Genomic DNA, 18,839 nt, shown 5'->3' with positions numbered 1-18,839 from the left:
CTTTCCGCACATTCCTCGAAGGCCCGGCTTCGTCCGGGCCTTTTTCGTCTTCACCCGCCACTGTCGACGCGCGTCCAGTCTAGATCAGCGCGCAAACGGTCTTGCTCTCCAGATAGTTCTCAAGCCCGGGCGCGCCGTTCTCGTATCCCCAGCCCGACTGCTTGTGGCCGCCCTTGGGCAGCTCGGGTGAGAAATAGGAATGGCAGTTGATCCAGACCGTGCCCGAGCGGATGCGGGCGGCGAGGCGGTGCGCCGCCGAAAGGTCGCGCGTCCACACGCTGGCTGCAAGCCCGTAAGGCGAATCGTTGGCCCAGGAGACAGCTTCATCGACCTCAGCGAAGGGCGAGACGGCGACGACCGGGCCAAAAATCTCCTCGCGCATCATGCGCATGTCCTGGCTGACGCCGGTCACCACCGTCGGCTCGAAGAAGGTGCCCGACCGCGTACCGCCGGCCACGATGTCGGCGCCCGCCGCCCTGCCCTCCTCGACATAGGACGCGACCCTCTGCGCCTGGACGGCATTGACCAGCGGACCGAGTGCGGTCTCGGGATCGAGCCCGTGGCCGAGCTTCAGCTTCGCGGCTTCGCGGGCCAAGCCCTCGATCAGCCGGTCGGCAATCGAGCGATGGGCGTAGACACGCGACCCGGCGACACACACCTGGCCGGCATTGGCGAAGATGCCGCGCGCCACGCCTTCGATGGCAAGCTCCATCTCCGCATCGGGCATGACGATGGCCGGCGACTTGCCGCCGAGCTCCAGCGTCAGCTTCTTCAGATTGCCCCGTGCCGCCGCCACGATCAGCTTGCCCACCTCGGTCGAGCCGGTGAAAGCGACCTTGTCGACGTCGGGATGCGCCGCGAGGGCCGCCCCGACTGTCTCGCCGAAGCCGGTGACGATGTTGACGACACCGTCCGGCAGGCCGGCCTCGATCATCAGCTCGCCTAGCCGCAGAGCGGTGAGCGAAGTCTCTTCCGCCGGCTTCAGCACCACCGTGCAGCCGGCGGCGAGCGCCGGCGCGAGCTTCATGGCGGCCATCAGCAGCGGCGAGTTCCAGGGCGTGATCGCCGCGACAACGCCGATCGGCTCACGTGTCGTATAGGCGAAGATCTTTCGGCTGGCAGGCTGGTGGGCGATCGAGGTCGGGATGGTCGTGCCGAGGATTTTTGTGGCGAAGCCCGCGAAATAGCGGAACTGCTCCGCCGCCGCCGGTACCTCGCCGAAGCGGGCGGTGCGCAGCGATTTCCCCTGGTCCAGCGTCTCAAGCTCGGAAAGTTCATCGGCGTGCGCATCGATCAGCTCGGCGACCCGCCACAGCAGCTTGCCGCGCGCGGATGGCGTCATGTCGCGCCAGGCCTTATCCTCGAAGGCATACCGCGCAGCCGCCACCGCCCGGTCGCAGTCCTCCGTCGTGCCGCGCGCCAGCCGGGCGAGATGCCGGCCGCTCGCGGGATCGAAACTGTCGAAGGTGTCGCCTTCGGAAGCGTCGCACCATCGGCCGGCAATGAGATGCCGCTTGGCCGGCGTGGCGAGGAAGGATTTTACGCCGGGGTGGGCGGGCTCGCTGTTACGGATGACGATGGTCATTAGCTCGCTTCGACGGTCTGAGAGGCATCGGATTGTGACCCATCGGACGGCACGTCCCGGTCAGGTTCGGCAAGCATCCTGGCCGCGGCCATCGCTCCCCGCAGGATCGAGCGATAGCCCGTGCAGCGGCAGATGTTGCCTTCCAGCGCGGCGCGGATGTCTTGCTCCTGGGCGCCCGGGTGGTCGCGCAGGTAGGCGGTGAGTACGACAACGAAGCCGGAGGCGCAGTAGCCGCACTGGAAGGCATTCTCCTCGGCGAGCGCCTGCCGGACGGTTTTCGCGTGGGGCAAGGTTTCAAGGCCTTCCGGCGTGACGATGTCGGCGCCGTCCATCTGCCACGCCATGACGAGGCAAGCGTTCACCGCCCTCCCGTCGATCAGCACCGCGCAGGCGCCGCAGCGGCCGATGCCGCAGGCCTTCTTGGCCGCGGTCAGTTCGAGCCTGTCGCGCAGAAAATCGATCAGTCGCGTATCCGGCGGCACCTCTGTCCGACGGTCCACGCCGTTCAGGCGAAAGGCGATCGGCGCCGCCATCAAGGCCTCTCCACGGCGTCGAGTATCCGTTCGGGATCGAAAGGCAGGCGCTCGGGCCAGAGGCCGATGGCGTCGGCCACCGCATTGGCGATCGCCGGCGCCACCGCGCCGATGCCGAGCTCGCCGACGCCGCGGGGGCCGAACGGATCGGCGGGATCGAGGTCTTCGAGCGCGAAAGTCGCCATGGATTCGGGCGTGTCGGCGATGCCAGGCAGCATGTAGGTATCGAAATTGCCGGTGAGATACCGGCCGTCGCGCATCGCCGCATCCTCGGTCAGCGTGAAGCCGAGGCCCTGGACGCCTCCGCCCTCGATCTGGCCGAGATAGGCGGCGACGTCGATCACCGGCCCTGCCGCCGTATGCTGGTGGAGGTCGAGCACCCTGACCAGGCCGGTGATGCGGTTCACCGCGACGCGCGCCAGCGTCGCGCCGAAGGCGAAGATCAGCCGCGCATTGCCCTCGAAATAGTCGCTCTTGGGGAATTCGAAACTCGTGGCGGCCGAAGGCAGCTGGTCCGGCGGCAGTGCCCTAGCGAGCTCGGCGAAGGTCAGCAGCAACTCGCCACTGTTCGAATGCCGCTCCACGATCCCGCCCGGCCCGATCGCCACACCCTGCCGATCGCGGCCGAGCATAGCGCCGGCAGCGGAAAGCATCTTCCCGGCAAGGACAGGCGCCGTCGTCTCGGCGACCCGCCACACTACATGGGCGCCGCGAGCGGCGGTGGTCGATCCGGATTCGGGCGCCTTCGCCGTGTCGCCCGTCAGCGGCCGGACGTCGTCACGCCCGCAGCCGAGCGCGGCCGCCACCGCCGACTGGATGGAGGTCAGCAGGCCCTGTCCCATCTCGTCGAGACCGAGCAGCGCCTCGATCGCGCCGTCCGGCGCCAGCCTCAGGGCGCCGCCGGCCGGATCGGGCGGTATCGTGCCGAGCCCGGTGCCCTGGTGGTTCATGGCCATGCCGACACCGATGATCTCGGTACTGTCGCCCGAGAGACCGCGCGGCTTCAGCCAGATCGGATCGGCCGCGGCCGCGTCCAGCATCTCGCGCAGCCGCTCGGTCGGCGCCACCGTCTGGCCGAGATAGCCCGGCATTCCCGGCTGGCGCAGGTTGCGCCTGCGAATCTCGATCGGATCGAGGCCGCAGGCATCGGCCAGCCGGTCCATCTGGCATTCGACCGCATAGGCCATCTGGTTGGCACCAAAACCCCGGAACGCCCCGCAGGCGCCGTTGTTGGTGTAGGCGAGCCGGCCGGTCGTCTGCACGTTGGCGACGACATACGGTCCGCAGGCATGCTCCAGCGCGGTTTCGAGCACGCCGGGGCCCAGCGAGGCATAGGCGCCGGCATCGGCGATCACGTCCACCTGCTGCGCGCCGAGCCGGCCGTCGGCGTCGCAGGCAGTGCGCATTCGGATGGTCATCGGATTGCGCTTGGTCCCGGCAATGACGGATTCGGCGCGATCGAGCTGAAGCCGCACGGGACGGCTGGTCTTCAGGGCGAGCAGCGCCAGCGCCGGCTGGACGGTGAGCTCGTCCTTGCCGCCGAAGGCGCCGCCGGTCGGGCTGGTGACGACCCTGATCTTCTCCTCGGCCATGCCGAGGATGCGCGAAAGCTGCAGGCGGTCGCGGCGGCCATGCTGCCCGCCGGCGTAGACCTTGAGCGTGCCGTCGGCGTCGACAAAGGCATAGCCGCCCTCGGTCTCCATGAAGCCGTGCATCTGGCGCGGCATCTCGTAGCGGGCCTCGACGACATGCGCCGCCCGCACAAAACCTTGCGCGACGTCGCCGCGAACGAATTTCAGGGACCGCCGGAGATTGCCCGTCTCATGAACGGATTCAGCGCCGGCGGCCAGCGCCTGTTCGGGATCGGCGACGACTGGCAGCGGCGCGTAGTCGACCTTGATCAGCGCGAGCGCGCGCTCAGCGGTCTCGGCGTCGACTGCCGCCACCGCAGCGACGGCATCTCCCAGATAGCGGACCTTGTCGGAGCACAGCGCCGGCTGGTCCTGCACGACGATGCCGAAGGCGTTGCTGCCCGGCACGTCGCGGTGGGTGACGACGGCGGCGACGCCGGGCAGCGCCTCGGCAGCGCGGGTATCGATGCCGAGGATGCGGGCATGCGGGATGCCGGCGCGCAGGATGCGGCCGACCAGCATGCCCGGCGCGCGGCGGTCGGTGAGGTATTCGAGCCGGCCGGCGATTTTTGCCGGTCCGTCTGGGCGCACATGCCAGCGCGCGCCGGCGTCCGCCCGCGCCAGGACGAGTTCGCCAAGCGGCGGCTCGCAGGGCCGCGGGACTGGCCGCGGCCGATGCGGAACACGCCCCGGCAGCCTGCCGCCCAGCCCGTGCACCAAAGCGTTGGCGGCCACCTTGCGGCGGTAGCGGCCTGAACGGAAGGCATCGTCCGGTGCGTCGACGGTTTGCTCGATCACACCATGCAGCGCCTCCCAGTCGACATCGTCGAGCGCCTCGCCCGCAAGCAGCGCCTCTGCCTCGTGGAGGCGCGTGGGCGCTACGCCGCCGCCGACCGCGAGGCGCGCCGCGGTCACGACGCCGTCCGCTGTCTCGATCATTCCGGCGACGCCGACGACGCTCGGGGTGAAGGCGGCGCGCAAGCCGACCTTGCGGTGCGTCCAGCGCGCCGTGTCCTGGCCGAGAGGCACGATGACGGCTTCGACGATTGCGGGCTGGTCACGGGTCTCGGCCAGCCATTGCGACAGCGGTTTCCTGCCGCGCCCGGCTTGGGTGGCGATCTCCAGGTCCGCGTCCAGCGCCAGCAGGGCCGACAGCAGGCAGCCGGTGCGGCCGGCGACGTTGCCGCCGATGGTGGCCAGGTTGCGCACCGCCGGGCCGGCGGTTACGCGCACTGCTGCCGCGAGTAGCGGCAGTGCCTCGCTGATCGCCCGGTCACGCTCCAGCGCGCCGAGCGAGGTCAGCGCGCCGATGCGAATGCCGCCGGCGGACCGCTCGATCCCGCGCAGCCCGGCGACGCGGCCGAGGTCGATCAGCCGGTCCGGCCTCGGCAGGCCCTTCGCCCAGTCGAGCTGCAGGGCCGTGCCGCCTGCGACCAGCCGGGCGCTGCCCGTCGTGAGGCAGGCCAAGGCCTCGGCAGCCGTAACCGGGCGGACGACCTGCATGCCGGCGCAGGTCATGCGGCTCCCGCCGTCGTGCCGAAGCGTATGCCCTTTTCCTTCAGCCAGCGGCGATAAGCGATGGACGAGCTGTCGGCCCTGGTGGGGATCTCCGTGCGCGGCTCGAGCGGCAGGCGCAGCGGCCGCTGGTTCTCGACGATGATCCTGTCCTGCAGGAAGATGACCTGCTCGAAATTGAGCAGCGCCGTGTCGGTCGAGGTGCCGTCGACGAGATACATGACCGGCTGGGCGCGGCACAGATCCTCCTCGATCGGCTGGATGAACAGGGCGATCGCGTCCAGCCGGCGGGGAGCGGTCGGGCAGACCCGGTAGAGCATGACGACGAAGGGACTGGGCACCCGGTAGGTGAGATGGACGAAATCGCCGGCGCTTTCGGTGGCGGCGATGCGCGGCTGGAAGAAGGTGCAGTTGGTGGCCCACACCTCGTCGACGTCGCGGCGGATCTCGCTGACGTAGGACGGCACCTCGGTGTGCGGCTCGGAACCCAGGATGTCGGTGTGGACAAACGGAAAATGCGCCATGTCGAGAAAATTCTCGACCACCCGCAACCCGGATGCGCGCATCTTCACCCAGCCGCACGGGACGAAACGGCGATCCGGCTCGGCGGCTTCGGCGATGTCGAACAGGCCCTTGTTCGGCCGGCCGAGCGTCGTCCAGAGGCAGCCGTAGCGCTCCTGCACTGGCAGAGATGGCCCCCTGGCGCCGTGATCGAGGATCTCGCGGGCGACAGGCATCCCCGATTTGTCCCGGAAAAGCTCGATATCCTGACCCAGAAGCCGTGTTTTTACGGGCGTCTTTCCCAGTTTCGCACCGGTTTCAACCGCATACCACTCGTCCAGCGCCGCCCGATCCGTCGTTTTCATCGATCGCCTCCCTCGGCTTCCTGCGTCCACTGCCGGGTGCCGCCTTGATGCTCGGCCAGCCAGGCGGCGCGGCGGGCAAACAGGCCGGGCGCGACCATGTGGATTTCGGCGATGATCTCGTTCACGTCCGCGGTCTTCAGAACGCCGTCGTCGACGACGATCCTGCCGTCGATCATGGTCATGGCGACGTCGCCGCCGCGCACCGCATGCACGAGGTTGTGCTGGAGGTTGAAGTACGGCCCTTCGCCGAAGACCGGCGTCATGCGCGGCGTGTCGGTCCTGACGGCGATGATGTCGGCGCGCTTGCCTGGCTCGATCGAGCCGATCTCGTGATCGAGGCCGATCGCCCGCGCGCCGGTGATCGTTGCCATGCGCAGCACCTGCCAGCTGTCCATGGCGGCGGCGTCGAGGTCCTTCAGCTTGCCGAGCAGCGAGGCGACCTTCATCTCCTCGAACATGTCGAAATTATTGTTCTCCTTCTCGCCGTCGGTGCCGATGCCGACCGGCACGCCGGCCGCCAGCATCTCGCCGATCCGCGCGATGCCGCTGGCGAGCTTCATGTTGGAGACGGGATTGTGGGCGACCGACACGCGCCGCCGGGCGATCAGCTCGATCTCGGCCGAGTCGAGCCACACCCCGTGGGCGATCATGGCGCGCGGCGTGTCGAAGAAGCCGAGATCGTCGAGGACGAACATCGGCCGCTTGCCGTAGCGCCTGTCGAATTCCGCCAGTTCGATCTCGGCTTCGCTGCAATGGGTGTGGAAGCCGGTGCGGTGCTTTTTCGCCATGTCGACGGCGCGCCGCTGCCCGGCCTCGTCGGCGTAGAACAGGTGCTCCAGGCCGACCCAGACGTTGACGCGCCCGCCGGCCTTGCCGTGCCACGTCTCGATCATCGCCTCGTTCATGTCGAGCGTGTCGAAATAGCCGTAGTCGGGATGTGCACCGACGTAAGGCACGGCGACGAGGCGGTTGCCGATCGCTTCGGCCGCCTTGGCGCTGCCGTCCATGAAGCGCCACATGTCGACCACAGTGGTGGTGCCGCCGAGCACGGACTCGGCATAGCAGAGCCACGACGCGGCCTCCGCCTCGTGCGCCTGCAGCATCCGGTGCATCGGGTTGATGTGCAGCGTCAGCCAGTCCCACACCGGCAGGTGCTCGGCGGTACCGCGCAAAAAACCGGAATGGGCATGCGCGTTGACCAGGCCCGGCATCAGCACGCTGTTGACGATTTTCTTGACCGGCACCGAGGGATGCGTCTGCGCGAGATCTGCGAGCCTGCCGACCCCAGCGATGCGGCCGTGCTCGATCAGGACCGCGCCGCCGGCGAGCACGCGGTTCCGGGCATCCATGGTGAGTAAATGATCGCCCGCCAGGATCATGCTCTCGGCACTCATGGCAGTTCCTCCGTCCTTGTCCGGCGTCCGACATGCAAGTTGCGCGCCGGTTCGAGCAGGAAGTCGGCGGCGCGCTCGCCGATCATGGTCGCCGGCGCATGGGTGTTGCAGGTCGGAATGACGGGAATGACCGAGGCGTCGGCGACGTGCAGCCCGTCGATGCCGCGCAGCGCCAGCCGGCTGTCGACAACGGCCAGTTCGTCCTCGCCCATCCGGCAGGTGCCGCAGGCGTGGAAGAAGGTCGAGCAGGCGGAGCGGATGAAGGCCACCGTCTCCCGCCGGTCGAGGCGGCGCGCCGGCGCGGCGTGGCCGGCGAACCAGTCGCGAAAGGCGGCGGTGCCGGCGAGCGCCATGACAAAGTCCACTGCGTCGATCAGGTCGGCGACGTCCTCGGGCTCGGCGAGGAAATTGGGCTGGATCTCCATCTGCGCGTCGGGTTCGGCGCCGAGCAGGCGCAGATGGCCGCGGCTGCGCGAGCGCATCAGCCCGGTGCCGATGGCGAAGACGTCGCCGGAAAGGTCGTGCGCGGCCGCCACTTCCGCCGTGGCGCTCGCTCCCTGCACCGGAAAGGCGTGGGCGTTGGCCTGCGCCAGGCCCGCCTGCGTTTTCCAGTTGACCATGGTGCCGCCGCCATTGCCGCGCACCGGGCCGAGCGGCCTTTTGGCGCGGAAGTTGATCGCCTGGACGAGCGGATGGTCCTGCAGGTTCCGGCCCACGCCCGGCAAGGCGTGCCGGGTGGCGATGCCGAGGCTGCCGAGATCGGCGGGGTCGCCGATGCCCGACAGCATCAGCAGGCGCGGCGTGCCGATCGCACCGAGCGCCAACAAGACGCCTTCCGCCGCGCGGGCCTCGACGAGCGTACCCTCGTGCAAGTGTTTCACCCCGATGCAGCGCCGGCCATCGAAGCCGAGTTCGACCGCCGGTGAGTTCACGGCGACGGTCAGGTTTTCGCGCTCGAAGACCGGCCAGAGATAGCCGCGCGCCGAGCTGAAGCGGCTGCCGCCGGAGAGGTTGAAGTCGGCAAGACCGGCGCCTTCGTTGTCGGCCCCATTGGCGTCATCGACCGCCGGCACGCCAAGCTCGCGCGCGCCTTCCACAAGGGCGAGCGTCACCGGATGCGGATCGGGATCGCGCTCGATGCGCAGCGGTCCACCGGCGCCGCGCCAGGCATTTTCTCCGCCCTGCCAGTCCTCGCAGCGCCGGAAATAGGGCAGCACGTCGGCAAAGCTCCAGCCGATAGCGCCGGCTGCCTCCCAGGCGTCATAGTCGGCCGGATGGCCGCGATACCACAGCATCGCGTTGGTGGTCGACGAGCCGCCGAGCACGCGGCCGCGCGGAATGCCGATCGTGCGGCCGTCCACCAGAGGGGAAGGCGCGTAGTCGTAGCCCCAGTCGAAGCCGCTGCGGATCAGCGCCGTCCAGCGGGCCGGATCGTCGATGTCGGCGACGCCGATCCCCGCCGGCCCGGCTTCGATGAGCAGCACGTCTGCGCCGGCATCGACGAGGCGCCTCGTCACCGCCGCGCCGCCCGAGCCGGAGCCGACGACGATGTAGTCGTAGCCGGGCTTCAGCGGTCTCGACGGAAGGAGTGGCGGGGGCGGCATGGACGGCAACGCGAGCACTCCGGTCAGTTGTGCTCGCTCGGGCCCATGATGACGATGCTCTCGGTGGCCTCGACATGGCGCACGAAGATGTACTTGTCCTCACGGCCGTCACTGTGCTTGCGCTTGATGTCGGGCTGCACGGTGCCCGAGACCTTGGCGACCACGACGAACGGCCCGTCGCTCGCCAGCCCTTCGGCGCACAGGCCGTCGAACTGCTCGACGGTGGTGGCCGTGTGGGCGTGGCGGATACCGGCGCCGCGGGCGATCGCCGCAAGGTCCACCCGGCCGAAGGCGGTGTGGGTGGGCGGCCCGCCGATCGACTGGTAGCACTCGTTGTCCCAGACGACGACGAACAGGTTCTTCGGCTGCTCGTTACCGAGCGTGGCGAGTATGCCGAGGTTGAACAGCAGGCCGCCGTCGGTGTCGAGCGAGACGATGCGGCGATGCGGCAGGCCGGCCGCCAGACCCAGCGCCTGCGGCGTCACGCAGCCGAGCTGCTGCTGGAACAGGCTGGCCTCGCGCATGTGCGGGGCGGCGTTGTACCATTCGTCGACGCTGCCGCCGAGCGACAGGATGACCAGCTCGTCCTTCAGCCGGGCGGCCAGCGCCTTCATGCAATCGAAGCGCTTCATCGCACCACCTCTCCGCCGAGCGCCACCGCCGAGTGATAGTAGGAGGCGTAGGACCAAGAATAGGCATCGGCGATCGCCTGCTCGATGCCGGCTTCCTCGCGCACGACGCGGTAAGGGATGCGCAGCGCGTCGAGCACCGGCTCCATGGTGATGCCGTGCGGAATGGCCCACCAGTTGTTCTCGCCGAGCTCGCCGCGATAGCTCATCAGCATCACCACGGGTATGCCGGCGCCGAGCCCCATGCGCGCCAGCGGCTCGACGGAGGCGCGCAGGCCGGAATTCTCCATCACCAGCGCCGCCCGCTTGCCCGACAGGAACACGCCGCCGCAGATCGCCGCGCCTTCGCCCTCGTTGGTGACGCGGATCGTGCGGATGTCGGGATCGGCGTCGAGCGCGGGATAAAGCTCCTTGAACAGCGAATCCGGCAGGTAGCAGACGATGCTGACGCCCGCCTTCTTCAGCCCGCGAATGACGGCGTCGACTGCGCTCTGCTTCATCGATGTCTCTCCATGCGGCTGAGATTCGCAGAAGCAGGCTGTTCCGGATAGGACAAATGTCAGCGCGATTGTGATGCGTCAAACGCAACAACTTGGACGGCGGCGATCCCCTACCGTGCCAGCCCCTCGACCGTACGGGCGAGCTGGGCGGCGAATGCCGAGGCCGCGTCCGACATCTCGCGCTCCGGCCGGGTCAGCAGCATCAGCCGGCGCGGCGGTATCTTCGTGTCGCGCAGCGGCACGAAGATCAGCGTGCCGTCGGCGATCTCCGGCTCGACGCCGATGCGCGTCTGCAGCACGGTACCGAGCTTCATCCTCGCCAGCTCGATCATCAGCCCGATCGAATTGGTGCGCGAGCGCCGCGTCAGGTCGATGATCGAGCGGCTGATCGCCTCCTCCACGGAAAGGCCGAGCGCGAGGCTGCCGTCGGACAGGATCACCTGCTCGCCGGAGAGGTCGAAGAGCTTCAACTCCTTGCGGCCGGCGAAGCGGCTTCCGGGATGGGCGACCACCCCCAGCGGCAGCGGCGCGGCAGCGATCCGGCGGACGCTGCGCGGCACCCTGACGTCGAAGGCGAGCGCCAGGTCGCAATCGCCCTCGGCGACCGCGTCGCAAGCCTGCTGCGAGGCGGCGACGCGCACGTCGACGGTGATCAGCGGGTGGCGCGACCAGAATTCGGCGAGTGCCGCCGGCATCAGGCCGCGTGCCACACTCTCGACCACGGTGACCGAAACGGCGCCGCGGTTCAAGCCGCGCAGATCGTTGATCTCCGACCAGGCGCGCGCCAGCTCGGTGGTGCTGTGACGGGCATGGTAGAGCAGCAGCTCGCCGGCGCTGGTCAGCTTCAGCCGCTGCCGAACGCGCTCGAACAGCGGCGTGCCGATCTCATCCTCGAGGCCCTTGATTACCCGGCTGATCGAGGACGGGGCGACGTTGAGCACCTGTGCCGTCTGGCGGATCGAGCCTAGCCGCGCGACCAGCTGGAAATAGTGGATGCGCGGGGAGACCAGGCCGAGCCGGTAGAGGTCCATCGCTCAGGCCGCCTCGAACAGCGGCACGATCTCCATTTCCGGCACCAGCACCAGGCCCTTGTCGGTGATGCGGATCTCCGGGATGACCGAGAGCGGGATGAGGTTGAAGCCCATATAGGGGATGGAGCAGCCGGCGGCTTCCCATTCCCGCTTCAGCGCCTTCACCTCTTCGGCGACTTCGGTCACGCGCTTGTCGGACAGCAGCCCGGCGATCGGCAGCTCGACCATCGCCGTCACCTTGCCGTCCACCACCACGCAGACGCCGCCCTGCGTCTCCTCGATGGCGCGCAGCGCCACCTGCATGTCGCTCTCGTCGACGCCGGCGATGATGATGTTGTGGCTGTCGTGGCCGACGGAGGAGGCGACGGCGCCGCGCTTCAGCGTGAAATTGCTGAGCAGGCCGTGCGCCACGTTGCCGGCCGACTTGCCGTGCCGCTCCACCACCGTGACGAAGCATAGGCCGTGCCTGTCGAAATGGCTCCGCCAGTCGTTGGCCGGCTCCAGCGTAATCGTCTCGTGGCCGAGCGTGATGCCGGGCAGCTCCGTGCGGATGGCATGCGCCACCACCGTCGCGGTGGGGAGATCTGGGGTGAGCCGGATCTGCTTCGGCAGCTTCACGGTGTGATAGGCCACCTCCGGATAGTGGTAGCGGGAGGACAAGGCCTGGTCGAGCAGCGGCGTGATTCTGCGGTTCTCCACGACGAGCTCGCCGCCATACCAGGTGCTGACCGGCTTGAAGGCATCGTCGAGCAGCACCAGGTCGGCGCGCCGGCCGCCGCCCAGCCCGCCGATCTCGCCGTCCATGCCGAAGCGGGTGGCGCCGTGCAGCGAGCCCATCGCCCAGGCCTGCTCTGGCGTCATGCCGGCCTTCATCGCCTCGCGCACCACCCAGTCGAGGCCGAACAGCAAGAGGTCGTCGGCGTCGCGGTCGTCGGTGCAGACCGCGATGCGCTTGTGCGAGGCGCCGAGCTCGGTGATGGTCCTGATCGCCTGCGGCAGGCTGTGCCACGGCGTGGTCGGCGGGCCGCCGCGCAGGAACAGCCAGATGCCGGCCTCCAGCATGTCGTCGGCGATCTCGCGGTCGATCGCCTCATGCGTGTCGGTGACGCCGGAGGCCGCGTATGCGGCGACGAACTCGCGCCCGTAGACATGGCCGGAGACCGGCCGGCCGCGCCGGAGCGCCGCCGCCAGGATGGCGTGGCTGCGCTCGTCGCCCATGGCGACCTGGACGAAGTCCATCTTCTCGCCGAGCGCGACGGCTTCCGGCCATTTGTCGAACAGCGCGCCGATCTTGTCGGCCGTCAGGTCGCCGCCGGCCGTTTCCAGCAGGGGCGAGGTCGCCGGAACCGTGCTGGGCACGGTGAGGAAGATCGACAGGGGCGCCTGGCGTGCGTCCTCGAGCATCGCCTCGACGCCGGCGACGTCCATCACATTGCCGATCTCGTGGCTGTCGCAGAAGATGGTCGTGGTGCCGTTGAGGAGAGCCGCCTCGGCATAGGCGCAGGCCGTCACCATCGAGGATTCGATGTGGATGTGCGGGTCGACGAGGCCCGGCGCGACGAGGCCGCCTTTGGCGTCGTAGATCTTGGCGCCGCCGCCCTTATAGCTGTCTGCCGGCTTCACCGCGGCAATGCGGCCGCCCGACAGCCAGATTTCCCGGCCGTCGAGGATGCGCTCCGAATAGGTCGACAGCACCCGCGCGCCGGCGATGACCTGATCGGGACCGGATCGTTCCGAGGCGACGTCGGCCAGTCTTCGCGTCATGGCCGACAGCGGTTGGACGGAGAAGCGGGTCAGCGGGCTCATGCCAGTTCCTTTGTTCCGATGGGGCGAGCGTTCGCGAGGGGCGCTCGCAGCGATCGATTCCGTGTCAATGATAGTCCGGAATGCCGGGCATCGTCATAAAGCCCGGCACGGCGCGGAAGCGTCGAGCCCAGCGGCGCAGCGCCGGATATTCGTCGTGGTCGACGCCGTAGTCGCGGCTAAGTGCGAAGGCCGGAAACACCGCGATGTCGGCGATAGTCGCGTGGCCGGCAGCGAACCAGTCCCGGCCATTGAAGCCGCGGGCGGTCATGTGGTCGTCCATGATGCGCAGCATCCTCGCCGCGAATGTCCGCAGCGTCTGCTCGTCGCCAGGGGTGTCGAACAGCGCGTTGCTGCGCGCGCGGACCGTCACCGAGAGGGAGGCGGCGGAAAACACCAGCCACTGCATCACGCCGGCAAAATCGGCGCCGTCGGCCGGCAGCCAGCGGCCGGATGGATCGCGGCTGCGAGCCAGGTGCGCAAGGATGGCTTCGGCGCCGTGGAGGACGAGGCCGCCGTCCTTGAGGATCGGCAGGCTGCCGAGCGGGTTCATCGTCAGATAACGCGGCGAGGCCTGCTCGTTGCCGGGAAAGGCGTCGACCGCGACCGTCTGCCATTCGAGACCCAGCATGGAGAGCGCCAGCCGGACCTTGTAGCAGCATTCGTCCAGCTCGTAGTTGTGGAGGACAATCCCCGCCATCACACGGCCTCCGTCGACAGGACGGCGTCGGCTGCCGGCGCCGATTCGAGGCGGTGCCGCAGCGCCGCCGTCCAGGCGAGAAAATGTTTCTGGCCTTCCCCCGAATAGGTTTCGGCCGGGCCGGCGATCACGATGTGCAGGGCGGTGCGCTCGTCGGAAAGCCGTTGCAGGCCGAGCAGCAGCGTGTCCGTGCCCGCCTCCAGACGGTAGAGATTGGCGCCAAGGCCGCCGAGCCGGGCTGGGCTCGCACCGCCTGCGAAAGGTCGGGGAGGAAAGCTTTCGACCGCCTGCAGCACCGTCTCGGCGGAGCCGGCCAGATAGAGGCTGCGCACCGGCACGACCTCGCCCGGATCGGCCGGGGCCGTTGCCGGCTCCGGATCCCTGCTCGCCCAGATCATGCCGGCCGCCTCGACCGTCCGGTAGGCCGGCACGGTGATCGTCTTCGGCACCTCCAGGTCGGGATGGGCGGGGATGTAACGGCAGCGGCCGGCCGCGTCGTACTGCCAGCCGTGGTAGAGGCAGGCGATATGGTCGCCGCGCACGAAACCGAAGCTGAGCTTCATGCCGCGATGCGGGCAGCGGTCCTCCCACACATGGGCGGCTCCGCTGCCGTCGCGCCACACCACGAACTCGCCTCCGCCGATATGGGTGCCGGCCGAACTCGCGGGCTCGATCGAGGTCGATAGCGCCACCGGATGCCAACCGCCGGTCATGGTCATCGCTCCTGGTCTCCTCCGGACGTTCGGTGAGTTGCGGTCCGCTCGCAGTCGAGCACGAGGCTGTCGAGCGGGCCGAGGCTGCACGCCATCTCGAACGCGTCGATCAGGTCCGGCTGGCCGGACACGTCGACGGTGAAGCGGCCGCTGCCGGCGCCGTGGATCGCGAGCTCCAGCTCGAGCCTGGCGGCGCGCTGGCGAACGAAGGCGGCGAAGCCGGGCTGCGCCAGCCGTCCGACGAAAGAAAGCCGTGTCGTTTCAGTCACTGCGGCCACGGTTGCCATTCCCGACGCATCACTGCCTACAATTCCAGCCCTTTGCCCAAACTATGTGCAACTTGATTTCTTTGTCTAATTAGGCATCATTTTTAGGCTTGTGCAAGCCCAAATTCCCTGACATGTGTTGCGTACAGAAGGACAAGATGGCCTTGAAAGAGCATGAATATCGAACATGCCGGCGGCCGGACACACAGGGGACGGGGGATGGCGCGCCGGCTGGCCCGGCGCTTCCTTCCGGCAATACGGGGTAGCATCATGTCTTTGGCGAGTTTCGTACAGCGCATGCCGAAGGCGGAGCTGCACCTGCATCTTGAAGGTGCGGTTTCAGCCTCGACCTTTGCCGAACTGGCTGCCCGCAACGGGGTCGCCCTGCCGGCCGGCAAGCCGGTTGCGGAACTCTACAGCTACGGCAATCTACAGGACTTCCTGAAGGTCTACGATCTCGTCTGCGCCTCGATCAGGACCGCGGACGATTTCTCGCGCGTCACCTCCGAGACGCTGGAGCGCTGTGCCCTCGGCGGCGCGCGCTATGTCGAGATGTTCTTCAGCCCGCACGCGCATCTCGCCCATGGCGTGGCCTACTCGACCATGCTGAGCGGCATCCTCGACGGTTTTCGCCGCGCGAAGGAGCGCTACGGCCTCGTGGCGAAGCTGATACCGGCGCATGCCAAGCCGCGTGGCGTCGAAGGCGGCGAGCGCTTCCTGGACATGGTGCTGGCCGAGCGGCCGGCCGAGGTGATCGGCATCGGCTTCGACTATGACGAGCGCCCTAACCCGCCGCCGATGTTCGCTGGTATCGTCGAGCGGGCACGGGCTGCCGGCCTGAACGTCACCAACCATGCCGGCGAGGACGGCCCGGCGGACTATGTCCGCGACAGCGTCGACGTGCTCGGCCTCGGCCGCGTCGACCACGGCTACCACGTCGTCGACGATCCGGCCCTGGTCGAGCATTGCCGGGAACGCAACATCGTCTTCACCTGCTGCCCGACCACCACGCTGACGACCACCGTCTGGCGCAACCTCGCCGCGTCCGACCATGCGATCCGCCGGATGATCGAGGCCGGGCTCAACGTCACCATCCACACCGACGACCCTGCGATGTTCGGCACGACGCTCGATCGGGAGTATGCGCTGGTTGCGGAAAACTTCGGCCTTTCCCCCCAGGCTCTCAAGACGATCGCGCTCGCCGGCCTCCAGGCCGCTTGGCTCGATGACGGCGTCAAGCAGGCATGGATTGCCGACTGGTCGGCCGAAATCGACCGCCTCATCGACACCGAACTTCCTCTCCCGAGCTGAACCGACACCGAACAAAGGACCGAAGCATGATCGATCTGCGCAATCTCTCCCGCCGAGGTTTCCTCAACATGGGCGCCGCCGCCGGCGCCTCGCTGCTCCTGCCGAAATCCGGCCTGGTCACGCCGGCGCGTGCGCAGACCCCGCTCGCGGCCGTCGCCGAGGAGGATGCCGTCATCGCCTTCGGCCACACCGGCCCGGTCACCGACGAGGGCTGGACCTGGAGCCACGACCAGGGCATGAAGGCCGTGCAGGCGGCCTTCCCCAAGCTGAAGACGCTGTTCGTCGAGAGCATTCCCTATTCGGCCGACGCCACCCGCACCTTCCGCCAGTTCATCTCGGAGGGCGCCAACATGGTGTTCGCCACCTCCAACTACGGCGACTTCCTCTATGACGTCGCCAAGCGCTCGCCCGACGTCGCCTTCTTCGAATGCGACGGCCGCAGCCCGCTCGACAATCTCGGCACCTACTACGTCGCCCACTGGTATCCGTCCTACGTGACGGGTGTCGCCGCCGGCCTGATGAGCAAGAGCGGCAAGCTCGGCTACGTCGCCTCCTTCCCGGTGCCGTCGGTCTATTCCGGCACCAACGCCTTCCTGATGGGCGCGCGCTCGGTCAACCCGAACGCGACGCTGCAGACCATCGTCATCAACTCCTGGTTCGATCCGCAGGCCGCCACCCAGGCCGGCACGGCGCTGCTCGACAATGGCGCGGACCTGCTGTTCGGCATCATGGACGAGGCCGGCTACCTGCAGGTCGCTGAGCAGCGCGGCGCCAAGGCGGTGATGTGGAACACCGACATCCGCCGCTACGGGCCGAAGGCCTATGTCAGCTCCATCATCGTCGACTTCAAGGAGTTCTACGTGAACCAGGTGCGCCAGCGGCTGGAGGGCAAGTGGGTGCCGAGCGGCAACATCCTGCCGATGACCGGCGGCGTCGACCGCGACGCCTGGGGCGAGAGCGTGCCGGAGGAGGTGCGCAAGCAGGCCGACGCCGCGCGCGACAAGATTCTTGGCGGCTGGAGCCCGTTCGCCGGCGAGATCAAGGATGCCAAGGGCGCGGTGCGCGTCGCCGCCGGTCAGACCATGACCGAGGAAGAGCTCTACAACTGGGATTGGTCGATCGAGGGCGTGAGCGGTCTCTGATCGCTTCGCGCAGGTCTATGCCCATGGATGCGATGCCCGACAGCGCCCCCGCGCAGCTTGCCCCAGGCACGCCGCCGCTGGTGCTGCTGAAAGGCATCGCCAAATATTTCCCCGGAGTCGTGGCCAACCAGGACGTCGACCTCGACGTTATGCCGGGGGAGATCCATGCCCTTCTCGGCGAGAACGGTGCCGGCAAGTCGACGCTGATGAACATCCTCATCGGCATCTATCAGCCCGATGCCGGCGAGATCATCGTCGACGGCTATGCGAAACATTTCGCCTCGCCGGTCGATGCGATCGCCGCCGGCGTCGGCATGGTCCACCAGCACTTCAAGCTGGTGAAGGCCTTCACCGTCGCCGAGAACATTCATCTCGGCTGGTCGCAGACGCCGAAGCGGATCAGCAGCGCCGCGCTCGAGGCGCGCACCGGGGAACTCGCCGCTTCGTTGAACCTCGCGGTGCGGCCGGGCGCGCGCGTCAGCGACCTGTCGACAGGCGAGCAGCAGCGCGTCGAGATTTTACGGGTGCTCGCCCGCAACGCCCGCGTGCTCATCCTCGACGAGCCGACCGCGGTGCTGACGCCGGCCGAGGCGCGCGAGCTGTTCAGGGCGCTGAAGCAGTTCGTGGCGCGCGGCAACGCCGTGATCTTCATCAGCCACAAGCTCGACGAAGTGCTGGAGATATCGGACCGGGTGACCGTGCTGCGCGGCGGGCGCAAGGTGACAACCGAGCGGACGGCGGACTGCACCGAGACCATGCTGGCGCGGCTGATGGTCGGCCGCGAGATCGTGCTCAGCGACCTGCGCGCCCGCGCCCCCGGCGCCGCGAAAATCTCGGCCGAGCCGGTGATGAGCCTGCGTGGGGTCTCGGCGCGTGACGATCTCGGCCACGCCGCGCTCGACCGGGTGAGCCTCGACATCCATGCCGGCGAGATTTTTGGCATCGCCGGGGTGGCCGGCAACGGCCAGAAGGAGCTCAGTCAGGTGCTCACCGGCATGCGGCCTGCGATTGCCGGACAGATTCTCGTCGACGGACGCGATTTTTCGGCCGCCGATGCCGCCACCTTCGCCGCCGTCGGCGTCGGTCACATTCCGGAGGACCGGCTGCACAGCGGCCTGGCGCCGGCCCTGTCGGTCACCGACAACGCCGTGATCCGCGAATACGGCAAGGCGCCCGTCTCCGCCGGCCTGCTCTACCGGCCGCGCGAGGCGACCGCGCTGGCCCACTCGATCGCCGAGGCGGCGTCCGTCGCGGTGCCGGACTTCGGCATGCCGGTGCGCAATCTCTCCGGCGGCAACCAGCAGCGCCTGGTCGCCCGCCGGGAGATGCGCATCGCCTCGAAGGTGCTGATCGCCGCCTATCCGAGCCGCGGCCTCGATGTCGGCGCCATCAACACGATGATGCGCTACCTGGTGGAGCTGCGCGACGCCGGCGTCGCCGTCCTGGTCATCTCGGAAGAGCTCGAGGAACTGCTCAACCTCTCCGACCGCATCGCAGTGCTCTTCCACGGCGCGATCATGGGCGTCGTCGATACGGCGACGGCCGACATCGAGGAGATCGGGCTGATGATGGGCGGCCAGCGCAAGGCGCAGGCGCCGCAGCCCGCGGGATTCTGA

General features: G+C 68.5%; 16 protein-coding genes. 3 read left to right on the top strand and 13 right to left on the bottom strand.

Features of this window, described 5'->3' with window-relative positions; translation table 11 throughout:
- Nucleotides 1-79: 79 nt before the first annotated feature.
- The 13 genes from AC5JDC_RS02010 to AC5JDC_RS01950 all read right to left on the bottom strand — a co-directional run bounded on the left by AC5JDC_RS02010 (nt 80) and on the right by AC5JDC_RS01950 (nt 14,782).
- Complete coding sequence (locus AC5JDC_RS02010; RefSeq protein ID WP_495838663.1) at nt 80-1,585, bottom strand: aldehyde dehydrogenase family protein; 1,506 nt, start codon at nt 1,583-1,585, stop codon at nt 80-82.
- On the bottom strand, nt 1,585-2,118 hold the full coding sequence (locus AC5JDC_RS02005) for a (2Fe-2S)-binding protein (protein WP_495838661.1): 534 nt from the start codon (nt 2,116-2,118) through the stop codon (nt 1,585-1,587). Before AC5JDC_RS02005 ends, AC5JDC_RS02010 begins: the two co-directional genes overlap by 1 nt.
- Nucleotides 2,118-5,267: a molybdopterin cofactor-binding domain-containing protein gene (locus AC5JDC_RS02000; RefSeq protein WP_495838659.1), complete on the bottom strand. Its 3,150-nt coding sequence runs from the start codon at nt 5,265-5,267 to the stop codon at nt 2,118-2,120. Before AC5JDC_RS02000 ends, AC5JDC_RS02005 begins: the two co-directional genes overlap by 1 nt.
- Nucleotides 5,264-6,130 carry an aromatic ring-hydroxylating oxygenase subunit alpha gene (locus AC5JDC_RS01995; protein ID WP_495838657.1) on the bottom strand — a complete coding sequence of 289 codons (867 nt, stop codon included), beginning with the start codon at nt 6,128-6,130 and terminating at the stop codon, nt 5,264-5,266. Before AC5JDC_RS01995 ends, AC5JDC_RS02000 begins: the two co-directional genes overlap by 4 nt.
- Nucleotides 6,127-7,524, bottom strand: a complete 1,398-nt coding sequence (locus AC5JDC_RS01990) for an amidohydrolase family protein (RefSeq protein WP_495838655.1) — start codon at nt 7,522-7,524, stop codon at nt 6,127-6,129. Before AC5JDC_RS01990 ends, AC5JDC_RS01995 begins: the two co-directional genes overlap by 4 nt.
- Nucleotides 7,521-9,128, bottom strand: coding sequence for a GMC family oxidoreductase (locus AC5JDC_RS01985; RefSeq protein WP_495838653.1), 1,608 nt, complete (start codon nt 9,126-9,128; stop codon nt 7,521-7,523). The genes AC5JDC_RS01990 and AC5JDC_RS01985 overlap by 4 nt, the downstream gene beginning before the upstream one ends.
- A 23-nt stretch (nt 9,129-9,151) precedes the next feature.
- Nucleotides 9,152-9,760: a thiamine pyrophosphate-dependent enzyme gene (locus tag AC5JDC_RS01980; RefSeq protein ID WP_495838651.1), complete on the bottom strand. Its 609-nt coding sequence runs from the start codon at nt 9,758-9,760 to the stop codon at nt 9,152-9,154.
- Nucleotides 9,757-10,257, bottom strand: a complete 501-nt coding sequence (locus tag AC5JDC_RS01975; protein WP_106772090.1) for a thiamine pyrophosphate-binding protein — start codon at nt 10,255-10,257, stop codon at nt 9,757-9,759. Before AC5JDC_RS01975 ends, AC5JDC_RS01980 begins: the two co-directional genes overlap by 4 nt.
- Before the next feature lie 110 nt (nt 10,258-10,367).
- Nucleotides 10,368-11,288, bottom strand: a complete 921-nt coding sequence (locus AC5JDC_RS01970; RefSeq protein WP_495838648.1) for a LysR family transcriptional regulator — start codon at nt 11,286-11,288, stop codon at nt 10,368-10,370.
- A gap of 3 nt (nt 11,289-11,291) precedes the next feature.
- Nucleotides 11,292-13,094, bottom strand: a complete 1,803-nt coding sequence (locus AC5JDC_RS01965) for an adenine deaminase C-terminal domain-containing protein (protein ID WP_495838646.1) — start codon at nt 13,092-13,094, stop codon at nt 11,292-11,294.
- A 64-nt stretch (nt 13,095-13,158) separates the two neighbouring features.
- Nucleotides 13,159-13,791 (bottom strand): glutathione S-transferase family protein, encoded by a 633-nt coding sequence (locus tag AC5JDC_RS01960; protein WP_495838644.1) that lies wholly within the window; start codon nt 13,789-13,791, stop codon nt 13,159-13,161.
- The gene (locus AC5JDC_RS01955; protein ID WP_495838642.1) at nt 13,791-14,504 is read right to left on the bottom strand and encodes a Rieske 2Fe-2S domain-containing protein; all 714 of its coding nucleotides are present in this window, start codon (nt 14,502-14,504) and stop codon (nt 13,791-13,793) included. Before AC5JDC_RS01955 ends, AC5JDC_RS01960 begins: the two co-directional genes overlap by 1 nt.
- Nucleotides 14,505-14,506: 2 nt before the next feature.
- On the bottom strand, nt 14,507-14,782 hold the full coding sequence (locus AC5JDC_RS01950) for a hypothetical protein (RefSeq protein WP_495838640.1): 276 nt from the start codon (nt 14,780-14,782) through the stop codon (nt 14,507-14,509).
- Between the two features lie 258 nt (nt 14,783-15,040).
- On the opposite strand from AC5JDC_RS01950, the gene add reads away from it, so the two are divergent.
- From add to AC5JDC_RS01935, 3 genes are read left to right on the top strand one after another with little or no spacing between them, the layout of a single operon-like run.
- On the top strand, nt 15,041-16,081 hold the full coding sequence (gene add / locus AC5JDC_RS01945) for an adenosine deaminase (protein ID WP_495838638.1): 1,041 nt from the start codon (nt 15,041-15,043) through the stop codon (nt 16,079-16,081).
- Between the two features lie 26 nt (nt 16,082-16,107).
- Nucleotides 16,108-17,223 carry a BMP family ABC transporter substrate-binding protein gene (locus tag AC5JDC_RS01940; RefSeq protein ID WP_495838636.1) on the top strand — a complete coding sequence of 372 codons (1,116 nt, stop codon included), beginning with the start codon at nt 16,108-16,110 and terminating at the stop codon, nt 17,221-17,223.
- A gap of 23 nt (nt 17,224-17,246) precedes the next feature.
- Nucleotides 17,247-18,839 carry an ABC transporter ATP-binding protein gene (locus AC5JDC_RS01935; protein WP_495838634.1) on the top strand — a complete coding sequence of 531 codons (1,593 nt, stop codon included), beginning with the start codon at nt 17,247-17,249 and terminating at the stop codon, nt 18,837-18,839.

This window comes from Kumtagia sp. (assembly GCF_059502445.1).
The sequence above is the reverse complement of the archived record's forward strand: the minus strand, read 5'-3'. Positions and strand labels throughout refer to the sequence as shown.